The organism is Microcoleus sp. B3-D7 (genome assembly GCF_036705305.1).
Taxonomy (GTDB): Bacteria; Cyanobacteriota; Cyanobacteriia; order Cyanobacteriales; family Microcoleaceae; genus Microcoleus.
Genome location: NZ_JAUBUE010000038.1, coordinates 51,953 through 68,912 on the forward strand (window position 1 = coordinate 51,953; position 16,960 = coordinate 68,912).

15 protein-coding genes and 1 pseudogene are annotated in these 16,960 nt (G+C 46.2%); 12 read left to right on the top strand and 4 right to left on the bottom strand.

The window, feature by feature from the left end; all coding sequences use genetic code 11:
* A pseudogene (locus QUB25_RS22150) lies at nucleotides 1–1,380 on the top strand (WD40 repeat domain-containing protein); the annotation flags it as partial.
* Nucleotides 1,381–1,605: 225 nt separating this feature from the next.
* Here QUB25_RS22150 and QUB25_RS22155 read toward each other — a convergent pair.
* Nucleotides 1,606–2,808, bottom strand: coding sequence for a phytochelatin synthase family protein (locus QUB25_RS22155; RefSeq protein ID WP_333186144.1), 1,203 nt, complete (start codon nucleotides 2,806–2,808; stop codon nucleotides 1,606–1,608).
* A 307-nt stretch (nucleotides 2,809–3,115) separates the two neighbouring features.
* On the opposite strand from QUB25_RS22155, the gene QUB25_RS22160 reads away from it, so the two are divergent.
* Both QUB25_RS22160 and QUB25_RS22165 read left to right on the top strand, forming a co-directional pair.
* The gene (locus QUB25_RS22160) at nucleotides 3,116–3,247 is read left to right on the top strand and encodes a hypothetical protein (protein ID WP_333186147.1); all 132 of its coding nucleotides are present in this window, start codon (nucleotides 3,116–3,118) and stop codon (nucleotides 3,245–3,247) included.
* Between the two features lie 48 nt (nucleotides 3,248–3,295).
* The gene (locus QUB25_RS22165) at nucleotides 3,296–3,487 is read left to right on the top strand and encodes a hypothetical protein (protein ID WP_333186150.1); all 192 of its coding nucleotides are present in this window, start codon (nucleotides 3,296–3,298) and stop codon (nucleotides 3,485–3,487) included.
* Between the two features lie 140 nt (nucleotides 3,488–3,627).
* Here the strand turns inward: QUB25_RS22165 and QUB25_RS22170 are convergent, their stop codons facing one another.
* Nucleotides 3,628–4,365 (bottom strand): A/G-specific adenine glycosylase, encoded by a 738-nt coding sequence (locus QUB25_RS22170; protein WP_333186153.1) that lies wholly within the window; start codon nucleotides 4,363–4,365, stop codon nucleotides 3,628–3,630.
* A gap of 311 nt (nucleotides 4,366–4,676) precedes the next feature.
* Between QUB25_RS22170 and exaC the strand changes: the two genes are divergently transcribed.
* The 3 genes from exaC (at nucleotide 4,677) to QUB25_RS22185 (ending at nucleotide 7,701) form a co-directional block, all read left to right on the top strand.
* Nucleotides 4,677–6,197 carry an acetaldehyde dehydrogenase ExaC gene (gene exaC, locus QUB25_RS22175; protein ID WP_333186155.1) on the top strand — a complete coding sequence of 507 codons (1,521 nt, stop codon included), beginning with the start codon at nucleotides 4,677–4,679 and terminating at the stop codon, nucleotides 6,195–6,197.
* 165 nt (nucleotides 6,198–6,362) lie between these two features.
* Nucleotides 6,363–6,707 carry a DUF779 domain-containing protein gene (locus tag QUB25_RS22180; protein WP_333186157.1) on the top strand — a complete coding sequence of 115 codons (345 nt, stop codon included), beginning with the start codon at nucleotides 6,363–6,365 and terminating at the stop codon, nucleotides 6,705–6,707.
* Nucleotides 6,708–6,864: 157 nt separating this feature from the next.
* Entirely contained in the window at nucleotides 6,865–7,701 is an 837-nt protein-coding gene (locus QUB25_RS22185) for an SDR family oxidoreductase (protein WP_333186159.1), read from the top strand.
* Between the two features lie 5 nt (nucleotides 7,702–7,706).
* On the opposite strand, the gene QUB25_RS22190 is transcribed toward QUB25_RS22185, so the two are convergent.
* Both QUB25_RS22190 and QUB25_RS22195 read right to left on the bottom strand, forming a co-directional pair.
* Nucleotides 7,707–8,516 (bottom strand): DUF3598 family protein, encoded by an 810-nt coding sequence (locus QUB25_RS22190; protein ID WP_333186162.1) that lies wholly within the window; start codon nucleotides 8,514–8,516, stop codon nucleotides 7,707–7,709.
* A 411-nt stretch (nucleotides 8,517–8,927) separates the two neighbouring features.
* The gene (locus QUB25_RS22195) at nucleotides 8,928–9,479 is read right to left on the bottom strand and encodes a DUF2854 domain-containing protein (RefSeq protein ID WP_333139803.1); all 552 of its coding nucleotides are present in this window, start codon (nucleotides 9,477–9,479) and stop codon (nucleotides 8,928–8,930) included.
* A gap of 80 nt (nucleotides 9,480–9,559) precedes the next feature.
* Here QUB25_RS22195 and QUB25_RS22200 point away from each other — a divergent pair, with 80 nt between their 5' ends.
* The 6 genes from QUB25_RS22200 (at nucleotide 9,560) to QUB25_RS22225 (ending at nucleotide 16,760) form a co-directional block, all read left to right on the top strand.
* Nucleotides 9,560–10,060 (top strand): hypothetical protein, encoded by a 501-nt coding sequence (locus QUB25_RS22200; RefSeq protein ID WP_333093762.1) that lies wholly within the window; start codon nucleotides 9,560–9,562, stop codon nucleotides 10,058–10,060.
* 202 nt (nucleotides 10,061–10,262) lie between these two features.
* Nucleotides 10,263–10,433 (top strand): hypothetical protein, encoded by a 171-nt coding sequence (locus tag QUB25_RS22205; RefSeq protein ID WP_333031883.1) that lies wholly within the window; start codon nucleotides 10,263–10,265, stop codon nucleotides 10,431–10,433.
* A gap of 289 nt (nucleotides 10,434–10,722) precedes the next feature.
* Nucleotides 10,723–12,096, top strand: coding sequence for a tyrosine-type recombinase/integrase (locus QUB25_RS22210; RefSeq protein WP_333186166.1), 1,374 nt, complete (start codon nucleotides 10,723–10,725; stop codon nucleotides 12,094–12,096).
* A gap of 369 nt (nucleotides 12,097–12,465) precedes the next feature.
* A complete protein-coding gene (locus QUB25_RS22215; RefSeq protein WP_333186168.1) occupies nucleotides 12,466–13,179 on the top strand; it encodes a hypothetical protein in 714 nt (237 codons plus the stop codon).
* 142 nt (nucleotides 13,180–13,321) lie between these two features.
* The gene (locus tag QUB25_RS22220) at nucleotides 13,322–13,696 is read left to right on the top strand and encodes a hypothetical protein (protein WP_333186170.1); all 375 of its coding nucleotides are present in this window, start codon (nucleotides 13,322–13,324) and stop codon (nucleotides 13,694–13,696) included.
* Between the two features lie 541 nt (nucleotides 13,697–14,237).
* Nucleotides 14,238–16,760 (top strand): DUF3854 domain-containing protein, encoded by a 2,523-nt coding sequence (locus tag QUB25_RS22225; protein ID WP_333186173.1) that lies wholly within the window; start codon nucleotides 14,238–14,240, stop codon nucleotides 16,758–16,760.
* The last annotated feature ends 200 nt before the right edge of the window (nucleotides 16,761–16,960 follow it).

Consider the following 16,960-nt stretch of genomic DNA (forward strand, 5'->3'; position numbering starts at 1 on the left):
CAAAAACCCATCGCTACCCTCGCCGGGCATAGCAATTCTGTTAATAGCGTCGCCTTTAGTCCAGATGGCAAGACATTGGCTTCTGCAAGCAGCGATAAGACGATTAAACTGTGGCATCTGGAAAGCCAAAAACCCCTCGCTACCCACACCGGGCATAGCAATCCGGTGTGGAGCGTCGCCTTTAGTCTAGATGGCAAGACATTGGCTTCTGCAAGCCGTGACAACACCATCAAACTGTGGCACCTGGAAAGCCAAAAATCCATCGCTACCCTCACCGGGCATAGCAATGAGGTCTTGAGCGTCGCCTTTAGTCGAGATGGCAAGACATTGGCTTCTGCAAGCAGTGACAACACCATCAAACTGTGGCACCTGCAAACCCAAAAACCCATCGCTACCCTCACCGGGCATATCAATGAGGTAAATAGCGTCGCCTTGAGTCCAGATGGCAAGACATTGGCTTCTGCAAGCCGTGACAACACCATCAAACTGTGGCATCTGGAAAGCCAAAAACCCACCGCTACCCTCACCGGGCATAGCAATCCGGTCTATAGCGTCGCCTTTAGTCGAGATGGCAAGACATTGGCTTCTGCAAGCAGTGACAAAACGATCAAACTGTGGCACCTGGAAAGCCAAAAACCCCTCGCTACCCTCACCGGGCATAGCAATTCGGTCTATAGCGTCGCTTTGAGTCCAGATGGCAAGACATTGGCTTCTGCAAGCTTTGACAAAACCATCAAACTGTGGAATCTGGAAAGCCAAAAACCCATCGCTACCCTCACCGGGCATAGCAATCCGGTCTATAGCGTCGCCTTTAGTCCAGATGGCAAGACATTGGCTTCTACAAGTGACGACAAGACGATCAAACTGTGGAATCTGGAAAGCCAAAAACCCATCGCTACCCTCACCGGGCATAGCAATCCGGTCTATAGCATCGCCTTTAGTCCAGATGGCTTGAATTTGGCTTCTACAAGTGACGACAAGACGATCAAACTGTGGAATCTGGAAAACCAAAAACCCATCGCTACCCTCACCGGGCATAGCAATGAGGTCTTGAGCGTCGCCTTTAGTCCAGATGGCAAAACTTTGGCTTCTGCAAGCAGTGACAACACCATCAAACTGTGGCACCTGCAAAGCCAAAAACCCCTCGCTACCCTCACCGGGCATCAAGGTTTGGTCTGGAGCGTCGCCTTTAGTCCCGATGGCAAAACTTTGGCTTCTGCAAGCAGTGACAACACCATCAAACTGTGGGTTTGGGATTTCGATAAACTAATGGCATTAGGTTGCAATTGGATCGACGATTATCTCAGAACAAACCCGAAAGTGACAGAAGAGGATAAACAGATGTGTGCTGATTACCTCAGTCAACAGTCAATCAAATAGAATTTAGGCAAAAACAGCCAACCAGATGTTCGCCCTACATTTTTTTTCCCACTACTTCCCCTTTTTCCGTTGTCCATTCCTCACTCGCATCAGTTACAAGCCTAATATTTCGCTGCGACGAATCTTCATCCACAACCGCCACCAGCATCAGATTATTAAATCTTGCTATTTAATTTTCACTTTTGTCGTTAGTCGAGGTTTGGGGAGTTCAAAAGTCGGTATGTGCTAACTCTGAGGGATATTGCACTGATGTCCCTTTGAATATAAAGTGTAAAACTCCTGGAGTGCTGACATTTGTTCTCTCAATCTAGATATCTCTACATCCAAGGGAGGGAGTAGTTTCTCAAGGTGGCGAAGCTCACTAAACCACAGTCGTAACTCGGGTTTGAGAGTTGCATAGAGCGTTTCGGGACAGGAGAGTAATATTGCTGTTACTATCTCTGCTACGAATGGCTGTTGCGGCCACTTGCGTACAACAGACATTGCATCCGAGTCATCGCTTGACAAGCATTGGTGAACAATATCAAACAGTGAATTTAACTCAATAGCTGCCCGTAATTTCTCAAGTTTCTCTGCTGTCTCTGAGGAGGTATGCACCATAGTGGTGAATTCAACAGGCCAATGGTGCAGGATGGTACTGACAAATGAAGCAATTGAATCAGGTTGCTCTTTTCTCAGAATGTCTGGGAGTATTTCTGCAAAGTAAGGAGCAACACTACGCCACTGATGTAAATCACAAGCAACGTGAAAGAAGGTTTCTGGCAACCTTTCACTCTTCTGCAATAAAATATAACCTCGACATTGATTAGTGACGGGATCGACAGGTTCAAATGCTTGCCATAACAAAGGCAGAGAAACCCAGTGAGGTGGATATTTGAAACGGGCAACATCCAGCAGAAGAACTAGATCCCGCTGTGGATGATAGCCACCAATTGGTGAGAAGTGACCATCACCCGTTTGTCCCAATACCTTTCGGCTGTAGGAAACAACTAGATGAATATCACCTGACGCCGCAGTCACCTCCTCAACTGCTTGCCGAAAGTTTTCCAAGCTGCTTTGGTGGTAACGGTTAGGTTTTACAACAGCACCGTTGCAACGTGCGATACAGACAAACTCATCAAAGGTGATACCGTTTTCTTTAATGACTGAAAGAGGTAAGCAACAGTCTAAAAATTCCTCTTCATACCATCTCCACACCCCTTTCCAAATGCGACCCGGATCGATGGATAAGGCATTAAGAACAACAACTAAACTACCCAATCCACAAAAAGCGGGTTCTGCTTGAGTATGAAACTGTTCCGCTAGAGCAAAATACCCTTCCATACCTCCCAATGCCAACGCTTCTCGAAATATTTGCTTTCCTTCTACTGAGGAAAAGGCAATAGCCGAATCTGGGAGTGAACGACGATAAAACCCTTGAGCATACATTGAGTGTTTTAACCCTGATTGCTTATGGTGCTAATAAATATTATGCAATATCGTCACATTGATAATGATGAATGCACTTATTTACTATTTTTTTCAAGTATAGCAATAAAACGCTGCGAAGGTTGGACTATGTGGGTGCAAATTTAAAAAACGCGACCATTTGCGACAGACGGCTAGACATCAAGCTGATGAAACAAGTCGCAAATTTGCCACAGATTGAGCGGTATGCAGCTCGGCTCAATCTCACATCTTTGACCCTTCTCAAGAACAGGCTTTCCGGCCTGTTCCACAATAAAATTCACTCTTTGTGGAACAGGCCGGAAAGCCTGTTAATAAAAAGCTTCTTGAAAATAATGCAACATCTCAAATAAATCAAGCTTTTCTGAATATGCTCAATCACGCGATCGATGTTTTAGAAGAGTCTGCTAAAGAGTTGTAAGAGTTGCAATCAATCAAATTTAAATCGGGCATTTGAATTGGCACTGAGGTGGTTGATGCTCAGGGGATTTATATTGAGGTGGCTGATAACGATACGGGAATTAGCAAAGATGTCACCGCGCAACTTTCTGCTCCATTTTTGGTTAGCAGAACCAGCAATTTTGTCAAGAATTACTCTCAGCTAGCGGATAATTTTAGAGCTGTAAAAATGAGAGTTAAAGTGTTTTTAGCAACATGGTAAAGGTACTAAATTTCGGACCTAACTTCTGCCGTGGCACAGTTAATTAATAGTATTAACAGGGGATGGGGCGGGTTTTTGAGATTGTTGGTTTTACTCAGAAATTGTTTTTAACTGCCCCTACAATGACTGCACAAAATTTGTCAACTGAGTTCTGCAATGAGCCTAGAATTGAGTTCGCTGCTAATTTTGTACTCGCACTGCTGTTGCAGCGGACACTCGCCGCAGCGTGGGTTTTTTGCAGTGCAAACTGCCGCCCCAAAGTCCAGCAGTCCTAAATTCCACGGCCCGACTTGCTGTTTGGGAGCGACTCGTTCTGCGGCTTCCCAAAGTTCGGGCGATCGCGATTTTACCTTACCGCCGTCAATCCCAAAAAAACGCTGCAAAATCCGAGCAACATTCGTATCGAGCACCGCTTTTGGCTGTCCGAAAGCATTAGCGCAAACCGATCGCGCAATGTACTTGCCAACTCCGGGAAGTTCCAGCAACTGAGCTTCCGTGCGGGGAACATTTCCCTGATAATTTTCTAAGATAACCAGCACCGATTCCCGCAGCTTTTGCGCCCGAAAAAAAAGACCCAAAGGCTGCAACAAACTAGCAACTTCCGCAGCAGGCGCGGCCGCTAAATCCGAGAGAGTCGGATATCGATCGACAAATTCTTGATAAATCGGAGCCACTGTAGCGGCAGTAGTCTTTTGCAGCAACAACTCCGCCACCAAAATCGCGTAGGGGTCGCAGGTGCGCCGCCAAGGAAAATCACGGAAATTCTGCCGGCCCCAAGCTTTCAGGCGGCGTTGAAACCACCGGATTTTAGCAGAGTCTAAATGCTTTGACCCAGGCTCAATATCGGAAGAAAAAACAACGGTATTTAAGGCAGGCATTTGATTGGTACTTTTGATAAATTGCTAAGTTTATATCTATATGTTAGCAGATTTAAATAATTTGTAAAACTATCTTTTTATCCTCTCGTTATTCTCTTCCTCTGCGTACTCGGCGTACTCGGCGGTTTATAAAAAAATCTTATTAACTACCCGGCAGACTCCGAAACCTAGAAACAACTTTGATTTCAAATATTTGAAAAATGTAAAGTTTTGTATATTAAAGGACAAAAGTGCCAGATAATAGACGAGAATTGATATTCAACAGATTGCTTTCGATAGTCCGTAAAAACAAATTTTAATCAGGTAATAAAATGGTAGTAGCAGCACCTGTTCAATCCGGCAGTCAGTCGATTTTTCAAACTCGCTACGACAACTTTATCGGCGGCCAGTGGGTGCCACCGGTGAAAGGGAAATACTCGGAAAACCTTTCTCCAATTACAGGAAAATCAATTTGTCAAGTTCCCCGATCGACCGCCGAAGATGTAGAATTGGCACTGGATGCCGCCCACGCCGCGAAAGACAAGTGGGGTAAGACTTCCCCAGCCGATAGGGCTCGGGTTTTACACAAAATTGCCGATCGCATCGAAGAAAACCTCGATCGCCTCGCCATCGCCGAAACCTGGGATAACGGTAAACCAATTCGCGAAACCCGCCTCGCAGACATACCGCTGGCGATCGACCATTTCCGCTACTTCGCAAGCTGCATCCGAGCTCAAGAAGGGTCGATCGGCGAACTCGACGGAACCACCGTCGCCTACCACTTCCACGAACCCCTAGGCGTCATCGGACAAATCATCCCCTGGAACTTCCCGATATTAATGGCCGCCTGGAAACTCGCCCCAGCCCTCGCCGCCGGCAACTGCGTCGTCCTCAAACCAGCAGGCCCCACCCCCGCATCAATCTTGGTACTGATCGAAATCATCGCCGACTTAGTACCAGACGGCGTTATCAACGTCATTAACGGGCCCGGCGCCGAAATCGGCAAAACCCTCGCCACCAGTCCCCGGATTGCCAAAGTCGCCTTCACCGGCGAAACCACCACCGGCAGGCTAATCATGCAATACGCCTCCCAAAATGTCATCCCCGTCACCCTAGAATTAGGCGGCAAATCCCCCAATATTTTCTTTGAAGATATCTGCGCCCAAGACGATGAATTCCTCGACAAAGCAGTCGAAGGATTAGTCATGTTTGCGTTCAATCAAGGCGAAGTGTGCACCTGTCCCTCCCGCGCCTTAATTCAGGAGTCAATCTACGATCGATTCATGGAAAGGGCGATCGATCGCATCCGTCAAATCAAACAAGACAACCCCTTAGATCCGACAACCGCCCTCGGCGCGCAAGTCTCCGTCAACCAGATGGAAAAAATCGCCGAATACGTCAAAATCGGTCACGCCGAAGGCGCAGAATGTCTCATTGGCGGCGAAAGAAACATCTTATCCGGCGACTTGCAAGACGGCTATTACTTCCAGCCGACAGTCTTCAAAGGAAACAACAAAATGCGAATTTTCCAAGAAGAAATCTTCGGCCCAGTATTAGCAGTCACCACCTTCAAAGACGAAGCCGAAGCATTAGAAATTGCCAACGATACTCTCTACGGTTTAGGTGCAGGAGTTTGGACTCGCGACATCAACACCGCCTACCGCATGGGCCGCGCCGTTCAAGCAGGCCGCGTGTGGACAAACTGCTATCACCTCTATCCCGCTCACGCAGCATTCGGCGGCTACAAATCATCCGGTATCGGCCGCGAAAATCACAAAATGATGTTAGATCACTACCAGCAAACTAAGAATTTGCTGGTCAGCTACAGCCCCAAAGCTTTAGGTTTTTTCTAAGATTTTAGTCATTGGGAAGGAAGAAAGAAGAAAGACAAACTTCAAGGATTCGTCAACTCCTTCTTTCTCTCTTTCCTCTCTTTCTCTGCGTCCTCTGCGCCCTCTGCGGTTCATTAAAAAATCTCATTCATAAACAAAATAAAATTGCTACACAAACAGACTGCAATGGAAACTGCAAAAGTTACCGCAACAGAATCCGCTTTAAAATTAATCAACTATCTCAAAACTCAACACGGAGAATTGATGTTTCACCAATCCGGCGGCTGCTGCGACGGTAGTTCCCCGATGTGCTTTCCCGATGGCGAATTGATAATCGGTGATGGTGACGTATTGCTCGGCAAAATAGGCGGTTGCCCCTTTTATATTGCAGCGCAGCAATACAAATATTGGCAGCACACGCAGTTAATTATAGACGTGGCATCGGGGCCCGGAGGCAGCGATTTTTCCCTGGAAGGGCCGGATGGAGAGCGTTTTATTACTCGTTCCCGGTTGTTTGTTAATGCTGATTAACTCGGCGTTCCCTAATAGAGGGATGATATGGAGAAAAAGCAGCATGAAATCCCCAGAATGCAAATCCAATAAAACCGTGCGTAAAGTTTTGTAACTTTGATATATTGTTATCTTGGATGCCCTCTAGAGCCTTCTATATCAGAAGTTGAAAAAACGGATGAACGCTATAATTATTGGTTGTGGCTATGTTGGAAGTGCCGTTGCCCAGCATTGGCGGAACCTGGGTCACGTAATTACTGCAACGACGACAACGCAAGACCGCCTTGGGGAGTTACAAAAAGTTGCCAATCAGGCGATCGTCCTGAAGCGCTGCGATGAAGAGACATTACAGACGATCCTGCAAAATCAAGATGTGGTCTTCCTGAGTCTCGCTCCTACAGCAAACCACCAAGTAGATTCCGATATGTACGAGGAGACATACCTGCATACGGCCAACAACCTTGTTCTTGCCTTGAAGCATTTTCCCAACATAAAACAACTCATATATACCAGTAGTTCTGGGGTATATGGCAATAGTAATGGAGCCTGGGTTAGTGAACTTTCACCTGTGGCACCAGCCGACAGACATGCAGAGATTTTACATGAGACAGAGCAAGTTTTGCTGTCAGCATCCAGCCCTGATTTGAAAGTATGTATCTTTCGCCTTGCAGCCATTTATGGACCCGATCGCGAGTTCAAGAAACGGTTAAGTGGGCTTGCAGGCACAACTCGCCCAGGCACAGGCAATCAGTTCACGAACTGGGTTCATCTGGACGACATTGTATCAGCAAGTGAGTTGGCGCTCGCTCGTCAATTAGAAGGAGTTTATAACGTAGTGAATGATGTTCCCATTACTGCTCGTGAATTGTTTAAACAACTCTGCGAGCGCTACGAATTACCTGAAGTGGAATGGGATGGGTCAGATGCAGCAAAGCGATCGAATAGTCGGCGCATATCGAATCAGAAGCTCAAAGCAGAAGGATACCAGCTCATTCATCCAGAAGTGGAAATTTGAGGCTGTTAAATGGCGAATACATCAGCCTTTTGATCCGGTTGTTCGTAGATTAAAGTACAGCTTCGGGGGGTGTCCTCACTATCGGGAGTCCAACGCATGGAGGCATAATAGGGAGTGTTGAATCGATCGCTCGAAAGAACAACCTCTATTGAATCGGGAAATTGGAATTGTAGAAAATCGCCTTGTATTTCACTCGGTAGAGGAGGAACTGGTAGTTGAGCCATCTCATCCAATGAAACATAGGTCGCGCCTGTGGTTTGAGCAGGAAGCTTGAGGCCGTTGACTCGATCGATCCTACAGTGAGTTTGTTGGGACCACCAAGGTTCCGCTACCTCTTCCTTAATCTCTCTGAAGAATGAAAACATATTGGGCTCAGGGCTATTTGCGGCAGATTTGTACATTACTACCACACTCGTTCTTTTTCCTGATGCAAGGAGGTAAGGCTCAAAATAGAATCCCTGACCAGTGCGATCGGGCCCAACCATTGTGTCAGAAGAATGGGGATTAAAAAGCAGATAAGCCTCTGGATCGACCGGATGGATAATCAGCGGATTACCCAAGGTCAAAACCCATTGTTTCTGCGTTACTGTTTCTGTCATCCGACTCCTGAAGTCGAGGGAATGGGTGACTGTTTGCCGATCGTCAGAAGGAATGAAGCTGCGTACAGAATCAAGAATATCGAGAACCTGCCCTGTCGCATCATATCTAACCAATGCCCCTTGCCAACGTCCGCAGTGATGAGCCATGAGAGTCTCCCACTGCTGTTGAGCAGTTAAAGGTACTTTGGCGGTGATGGACACTCTGTTTTCTGACATTGGCGTATCCCTCTCTTCCCTATACATTGTGGTCAATAATGTAGTTTGGCGGATTCAACCTGCTCATTTATTCTACTCCAGACTGAGCCAGGATTATTTGCAACTGAGACTGCTATCATCCACTTCGACGCTTGTTTAACTGCAACTGACAAATCCTGTGCTGCGCCGATAATACCTATCCTGCTTTGGGACGAAACCATTTGTGCTTCTCCTGAGTTAAGATTGCCGATTGGTTCTCAACTATTATTGTAATTAAGGAAAATCTAATTTGCGCGCTCGCCCAATTGCGGATTTAGTTTATGTTGATAGCGACAGGTTTCAAGCTGCCGCTAAAATCAGTATCTAAGCTGATGCAAGATTAATGTTTTATTGATGACTTCAAAATTCACGCACTCAAAACTTAAGACTACTTTAAGCTTGAGTATTTTTAATGAGAGCCACTTCAATTTTGTCACCAGCCTTTTGACTGACTTGGGCGCGCAAACCTGGTCCAAAAAAAGTAGCTATTTTGTCTTGCTTTTCTTCCCAGACTTCGATCGGCATTAGCGGCGAATAAAACTCTAGAATTAACCCATAAGCACCGTCAACATCAACTTCCCGCAACCCTTGCAGGAGGGGCCGTTCCTCGTCTGTCGGAGCCAGGCCCAGGCGCTCCAAAGCATCATCTAAGTGCGCTTGTTGGCCGTAGCGAAATCGAGTGACATCTTTGCGGACTTGGTTTTGAGTATCCGTCGCCTGACTTTCTCGCAGGAGGAGAACTTCAGCAGAGGTAGGTTCGGTGAAATCCACTGGTTCGAGTTCGGCCGCTTTCAGAGCCAAACCTCCCAGCAACAGCGGAATTCCATAAAAAAAACCGGCTAGGTTCAAGGTAGGTCTGTCTGTGAAGTAGGCTCCGAAACCGACTGCTGCTATAATACCGCCCACAACTAAGGCTAGGTTTGCTAAAGAAATTTTGCGTAACATATTAGTGAGGTAAGTAGTCGGACAGAAATAATATACTTTAATTATTATCTGTCAAAAAGTCTTGAAGAAATTTAGTTTTTTTGCCAAAAGACCTGCAAAAACTGCTAGCATCTATGAGCGCGGGAGCGGTGTGCATCCACAGTCTTGTCTCTAGGTTCAGAAGCTTATCCTGCCGGACTCGCCCGGGCACGCCATCGGTAAATATCCGTGTTAATTGCGCGGCGTTGGTTCCAGAAGGCAATCGAGATCGGCAGTATCATCAAAGTATACAGAGTGGCGATCGCGATCGACACTCTTGCCCTTTCAACCATTTTTCGGACATGATTAAAGACGAAGACAAACAAACTGCTGGAGCAAACAAGGCGGTTCTGGAGCAGATTAACTCGCTCAAACGCGAAGATGAAAGGCTTTATAATATCTTAGCGATCGATGTCTGGGCCCTAGCCAAGACGATGGATGAATATCAACCGGGATTTTGGGCTGCTTTTATGAAAAACCGGGAGAAGGCCCTGAAGCGATTTTTAGCTGGAATGATGAAAAATAAACCTGCAGATACCAAACGTCCGCCTTTTTTGCGCTAAAATTTGGCTGGAGTTTGGCTGAGGTTTTGATGTACAATCAAACTATAACACAGACTCAAAAATCCTGAGCAGGTTCATCACTTCCCCTATAAAAAAAGTGAAGGATTTGCCCAAAAAGGTAGGTCGGTGAATTAAGAATCTCCGTCTGTTCGCAGAGGGGAATGTCAAATATTTTTGTTAATAGTAGCAAAGGCAAAAAACCATGGATGCACAAACAATCAAAGAGCGCGTAGCAGAGATCGAAGTCAAGCGGGAATCCCTCGTGCGGCTGTTAGATCGATCGGACTTGGGAGCCCTGAGAATAGATGTGAGTCAGGCGATCGAAGAAATTGATGATCTTTTAGAAGAATTCAAGCGTACTTTTAACAGTTAGGGTCATTGGGCATTGGGAATGGGGCATTGGGCATTGTTGACTGTTGACTGTTGACTGTTGACTAATAGCTAATAACCAATAACAGATAGCTAATAACCAATTCCCCATGCCCCATGCCCCATGCCCCATTCCTAATGACTAATTCATCACCATATCGAGCAAAATTTTACGATAACCGTGCTATATTGTTTTTACAGCTTCTTTCACACTATGCAGATAACTCGATTTACCGAGGTTTGCTAGAAAATTGATAGAAGTCAAAACCCTTGCAGAACCTTGAAAAACCAATATGTACGCTAAAACACAAGCTATCCCTGAGACAGTTAAAGTTCAGTCCGATAACGGTACTCTTCGATTGCAGTTCAGTACCAAGTACAATCCTATTTTTGGGGGCAAACGGAAACACCAGGGCTTAAGCCTGAAGGATACCCCCGAAAACTGGCAAAAGGCGATCGCTATCGCTTGGAGGATCGAAGGTGACTTGCAGCATCCAGACTGGCAACAATTGTTTGACCCCAGTTTTGCCAAGTACGGCTTAAAAACCAAGTACGCTGCTGAACTTAAACTAGCCGCACCTATTCCTGAACCTGAACCTGAGATGACCGTTGGGGCGATGTGGGAGGACTACTTAATCTGGAAGCGTCCGCAACTAGAGCCGACTACTTTTAAATTGAATTACCAAATTGCATTTACTAATGCCGTAAAAGGTCTAGTCTGGAACAATAAACTCCGAGTGCATACTGTTGCCGACTGCGGTTCCATCTGGGATATGCCTGTAAACGCGATAGATATCGATCGATTCAAGCAATCTCCCTTGAGTTCTACGACAAAGCGCAAAGTCTTGGCAGTGCTGTCAGAGGCGTTTACCCGCTTACAATCACTCGGTAAAACCAAACTTTCAGCTAACCCGTTCGTAATAGTTGGAGGCATTGCCGAAAACAAAACTGACAAGTACAAGCCAACAATCAACGCCAATGGTGAGACACAAGAATGGTGGAACACAAGCAACTGTGACTTAAGTTCAGAGGATACTGATACTCGTGCCTTTACTAAGGAAGAACGAGATATCATCATCAAGGCTTTTTATGAGTCTGATAAACCCGCTACCCGTCAAGCAGCACCTTTAATTGAGTTTCTGTTTTTAACGGGTTGTCGTAGCGGGGAAGCTTTCGCTTTAAGGTGGCAAGATGTATGGAAAGGAAAAGATAATCAATACCTGGTAATTGGAAAATCTTACAATGGTAGGATTAAAAATACGCAAGTTACGAAAACTAAAGAAATTCGATTATTTAAGCTTTATCCTAAGCTTAACGACTTGCTACTAGGCATCAAACCTATTAATGCCAAGTCTACTGATTTAGTATTTTTCAACACTCAAGGTGCGTCGTACAACTCTGGTAGTTTAGATGCTGTTTGGAGGGAGTATAGGGGGAAGAAAAACAATAAAATCTATACCTATCCCGGTGTAATTACTCGACTGGTAGACGAAGGCAAAATAAGTTGTTACCTCTCCCCTTACCACACCAGGCACACGTTTATCACCCTACAGGCTCAATCGGGTACGGATTTACTGCTACTGGCTACCGTCTGCGGTAATAGCATAGAAGTGATACAACGGCATTACTTAGGAATCGATACCACAGTAGAGATAGTAGACATCTGAACCCTGACCCCACACTCTACTTACCGACCGCCCCCTAAAAAGGGCGGTTTTTTATTGGCGATCGTCCGGCTCGGAAGAAGGAGACCTTCAATCACACAATGTGTATAACGTGAATTAAAGCAGGAAACCTTGTCTCTGCTTTCAAGTGTATTTTCTGGCGTAGCCGCCCATCATAGGCGGCTACTGTTGAAAAGGAAGGTAAATAGTCGGTAACAAAACTTAACCCTATCAGGGATTGACAAATCTACCTACCCTTTGCGATCGTCTAGTAATGAGGAAGATTGATAGGCGCAGCTACCCGGTGTTACTAGCACCGAATAGTTACGACTTCCCCAACCGTTGTGTTCTAACGCTTGGAGCAAAATTATTATGACAGTTCAAACTGGTTGTCCGCAAGGGCGATCGCAATTTTTAACGTACTCGCGGGACACCCCTTTAGCGCTTCGTTGGTATCGGGATGCCGTATTTGACGGTATTTCTCACTCACAAGCATTTAATGCACTCAATATCGGTGCTAAGTCCGCGCAGTGGCTTCACTACTATCAAGCCCCCGTGCTGCTACCAGAGCAATGCGACGCCTTTTATGGCGTTGAGCCAAAAACTACCGATCGCTTAATCCGCAACTTTGAGGCGCAATTGGTGCAGGATGGGCTATTCTGCTGTCCTGAAACCTTCATTGAGTACGCGGAACCAGTGTTGGGACTGTGTTGGATAGGTAAACCCAGTCTTAATCACCTGTTACCCCCACGGGCTGTGCTCAAACTGGCTTGCTGGATGCCAGCCACGACAAATACGGTGCGGGCGCTGTTTGCGCTGGATGCGATCGTAAAAAAAGCCTACGAACCTTTGCCGGAACCCGTGAGGATGAGTCAGCACTACCGGATAGTGGAACGGCGAACCGCACCCAAAGATAAACAGACAATGATGCACGAGGCACAAAACGAGGGGATTTACGCCTACGCCCAACATTTTGGTGATTTGCGATCGGGCATCACTTATAAACGACTGCTGATACACCACAAACGGGGCGGGCAATTCCCGCCTACGCGGGCTGAACTCAACGACCTGCTAGTTGAGTTTTAGATTGCGATCGGAAGCTCAAAGGGGAGAAGGAAAGTTGGAGTCATGTGATACACAATTCTTGATTCTAATTTTTTACTTTGCCTTCATCCTTGGTAATAGCCGCCTAACACGGGCGGCTATCCCTAGAAATCGAGGCAAAACAATGGAAATTGAAACTACCCCGTGGCACGAGACGAGAACCCTTATTCCCCCACGAATCGAGATGTTGCAAAGAGAGGGAATGGTTCAGTACAAAGGCTCATTCTTAAAAAAGGAAGCCCCTAAGTCAGCAATCCTCAAATTCCGGTTTATCCACTACAACGCAAATTACGTCAAGTATTGCTTCCTGAAAGAGTTGTACCAGCTTCTTTTTGACGGCGCTAGGCAAGAACTTCTGTCCGAGGGCGAACAAAACAGGGTACTTTTCGACCTTTCCGAAGTTGTGACCGACTTCACCCAATATTGTCGCGAGAACCCTTTAGAGGAAAATGCCCGCGAGCTATTTCGAGGTTTTTGCAAAGCTCACCTTTTCAAGTAGTCTGCTCTTAAGTCAAGCCGCTCCGACCACTGGGGCGGTTTTTTTATTGCAGTTTCGCTTGTTCTTGCCAAAATAATTCTAAGCCCGTAGGGTTTCGCCGCGCAAAATATACAAAAAAGTAAGTGATTGTAACTACCTAAGCCCTACGGGCTTCGCCGAAAAAGTATAGCGTTGTATAGCAAAAAAAATTTGTTTGACCCCATAGGGCTTCGACAAGTCCTTTTCCGCTATTGATTGCCACATTTTGCTATCCCTGCCATCATCCGATAGATTATAATCGGAGCCAGGACTGATTAATGCTCCCTGCAAAGGTTAGTCCGCTTGGTCGGCAGGCAAAAAAAAAGAGCCGCGAAGCCTTTGACGAGGAACGCGACAAAAACAATTAATTTTCTAGATTCACTTTAACTCGATCGTGTCGCCAGCGGCAAAAAAAATTAAAGTCCTACAACTCAATTTTTTTTAATTTTTGGGTTTTACGGATTTTGCGTTCCTCGTCTTTGAGCATGACGACTCTCTTTGTATAACTACTTAGGAGAACGTTATGTATAGTATATCTACCGTTGGTACATCTGCCAACCCTGTCGGCAACAATTCTTCACGCCTGAGCGATACCCACCAATACCAGATCGCGAAACGGGCGATAAAGGCTGAGTGGGCGAACGCTAATTGCATTACCTGCGATATCCCGAAAGCCTCACTGACGTTGGGATACGAGGCAAAATCAGAAGGCATCATGCTGATATCGGATCAGTACGGCCAATGGCAGTTTCGCCCCGATACCCCGTGGGCTTCCGATGACGGCAAACTGCCAAAATATCGCACTCCAAAGGGTGAATACGATTTATTCCTAGCCAAGCACCCAGAAGTAAAGGGGTATTGGCGCGATTTGGATACGCTTAAAGCCCGATGCTTCACTATTGACGGCAAACCCTACCTGCTCATCACAGAGGGTGGATTCAAAGCAATAATGGGTTGCCAGCACAACATCCCGACCGTCGCCCTGGTCGGAGTAGCAATGGGACTCACGCCCAAGGCGAAAGGAGAACCCGACCTAGTACCCGGTCTGAAACGACTAGCGGAGGCTGGTTTTGGGTTTATCATTGCCTTTGATGCCGATGCAGCTACAAACAAAAATGTACGCACCGCCGAAGTCAAACTCACAAAAGTCCTAAAATCCTACGGTTGCCCGGTACTATCGGTTACAGGACACTGGGAACCGGGCGAGAAAGGAGAAACGAAAGGTATGGACGATTTCATCCAAAACAAAGGGATTGAGGCTTTCAGGGCAATTCTTATAAAAGCAGAAAATATTGCTGAATCACCTGGTTTTGGCGATAACCGTTCGCCAGTCAAAGGCAAAAAACCACCCACCCCCCGTGAGATTGCAGCACAACTAGCTGAAGAGTATCGACCCCACTGGAAGTACCACGAAGAACAGCAAACGTGGCGGGGATGGACTGGCAAGTGTTGGGAAAAGATAAAACCAGGGCCGTTTAAAAGCCTGATTGTCACTACGTTGGACGCAAAGGGCGTAAACTACGGCGGGATTGAGTACGTTAATAACGTCATTGAGATGCTCAAATGTTACCTGCGAGAGGTGAACTGGCAGACGTGGGATAAATCTCGGTACGTCAATTTTGAGAACTGCGTGCTCGATGGCGATACTCTTGAAACCTTGCCACACTCACCCGGCATGGGGTTTACTTCCTATTTACCTTTTCCCTGCCAGTCTCTAACGGGCGATTTAAGCGCCCCCCTGCAAGCGTTAAAGGCAAATTGCCCCAATATCCATCAGTTCTTCCAGACGGCAATGCAGGGCGATGTCAAGAAAATATTTAAGCTGTTGGCAATCATCAAAAGTTGTCTCCGGTTTAGCTTTTACGGATATCAGCAGTTTGTTCACTTTATTGGGGTTCCGGGTTCCGGTAAGGGTACTTGCGCCCGGTTGATGGAAAAAATCGTAGGGAAGGGCAATCACCAACCTTGTAGTCTCGAAAGCCTCAAAGACGGCTCAACCATTGCCAGCATTATTGACAAGCAATTGGTAGTGTTCGGCGATGAGAGGAAGCCCGTAGGTGTTGAATCTATCCTCCGGCTAACTGGCGGCGATAGCGTCAACTATCGGGAAGTGTACCAGCCAGCGGCAAGCGCACACTTTTATGGACTACTGCTCATCTGTAGTAATGACCCGATATTTATGGGAAACACTACCGGGTTAGAGCGGCGCTTGTGCCTGGTTAATTTTGAAAATGCCATCCCTAAGCACCTGCGGAATTCAGAGATGGAAACCAGCTTTGACGGCGAGGTAGCCTCGCTGATTGCGATCGCTCTTTCCCTACCTAGCAGCGAGGTAAAGCAGGCAATTCAGGGCATAGGCGATGCTGAGATTGCCGATTTCAAGGCTGCTGAATGGGATATGAAGATACGGATGGATAGCCTCGCGGCGTTCTTCGAGATGGAGCTAATTGTCGAGGACGGCGCACAAATTCGTGCGGGCGATCTGTTTGACAGTTATAAAGATTTTTGCGAGGAAATTAAAAAACCTGCGATGAGCCTGACAACTTTTTCCCCTTGCAGGACTTCCGACAGCACTTGCAGCACTTTTGCAGGACTTGGTGCAGGACTTGCACCCATACAGGATATAGCTTTGCAGGACTTGCAGGACTTTCCCTCAAACATTTTGGGAAATTGTGAAAACACCGACAAAACAGAAAGTGTAGTTCAAAAAAATCAGGAAGAAATAGAAGTAAAGGAAGTTACCCCCTCAAGTCCTGCAAGTCCTACAAAGTCCTTGCCTAGCAAGGTTTCAAGTCCTGCACCAAGTCCTGCACCAAGTCCTGCAATCATTGGAGCGAAACACAAAGAGTTTGAGGTTGGAGACCTTGTGGTAATTGCTGAGATTAACAATATCTACAAAGATATGCAGGGGAGGATTACGGAAAAGTGGTATGTGAAGGATGGGATTGAGTACAAAATTGAGTTGGACAAGAAAAAATCTTACTCCTTTACAACTGTTGTCACTATCCCAGATAGTCCGCACTTTCCGATTTTGATGAAGCTGTAGCAGTTCCGGGTATGATACCAAGATAACATACTTTTGTATAAGTAACATATCTTTACGAGTTAAGTATGCTACTTTTTAAATAGTATGTTATCTTGGTATCATACTAACAGAGGTAACATACTATTTGGAGTTTAGACTAAGCAGGTCAAAAAGTGCGATCACTCTGAGACTAGCGAACAATTCTCAAGAACGGCAATGGT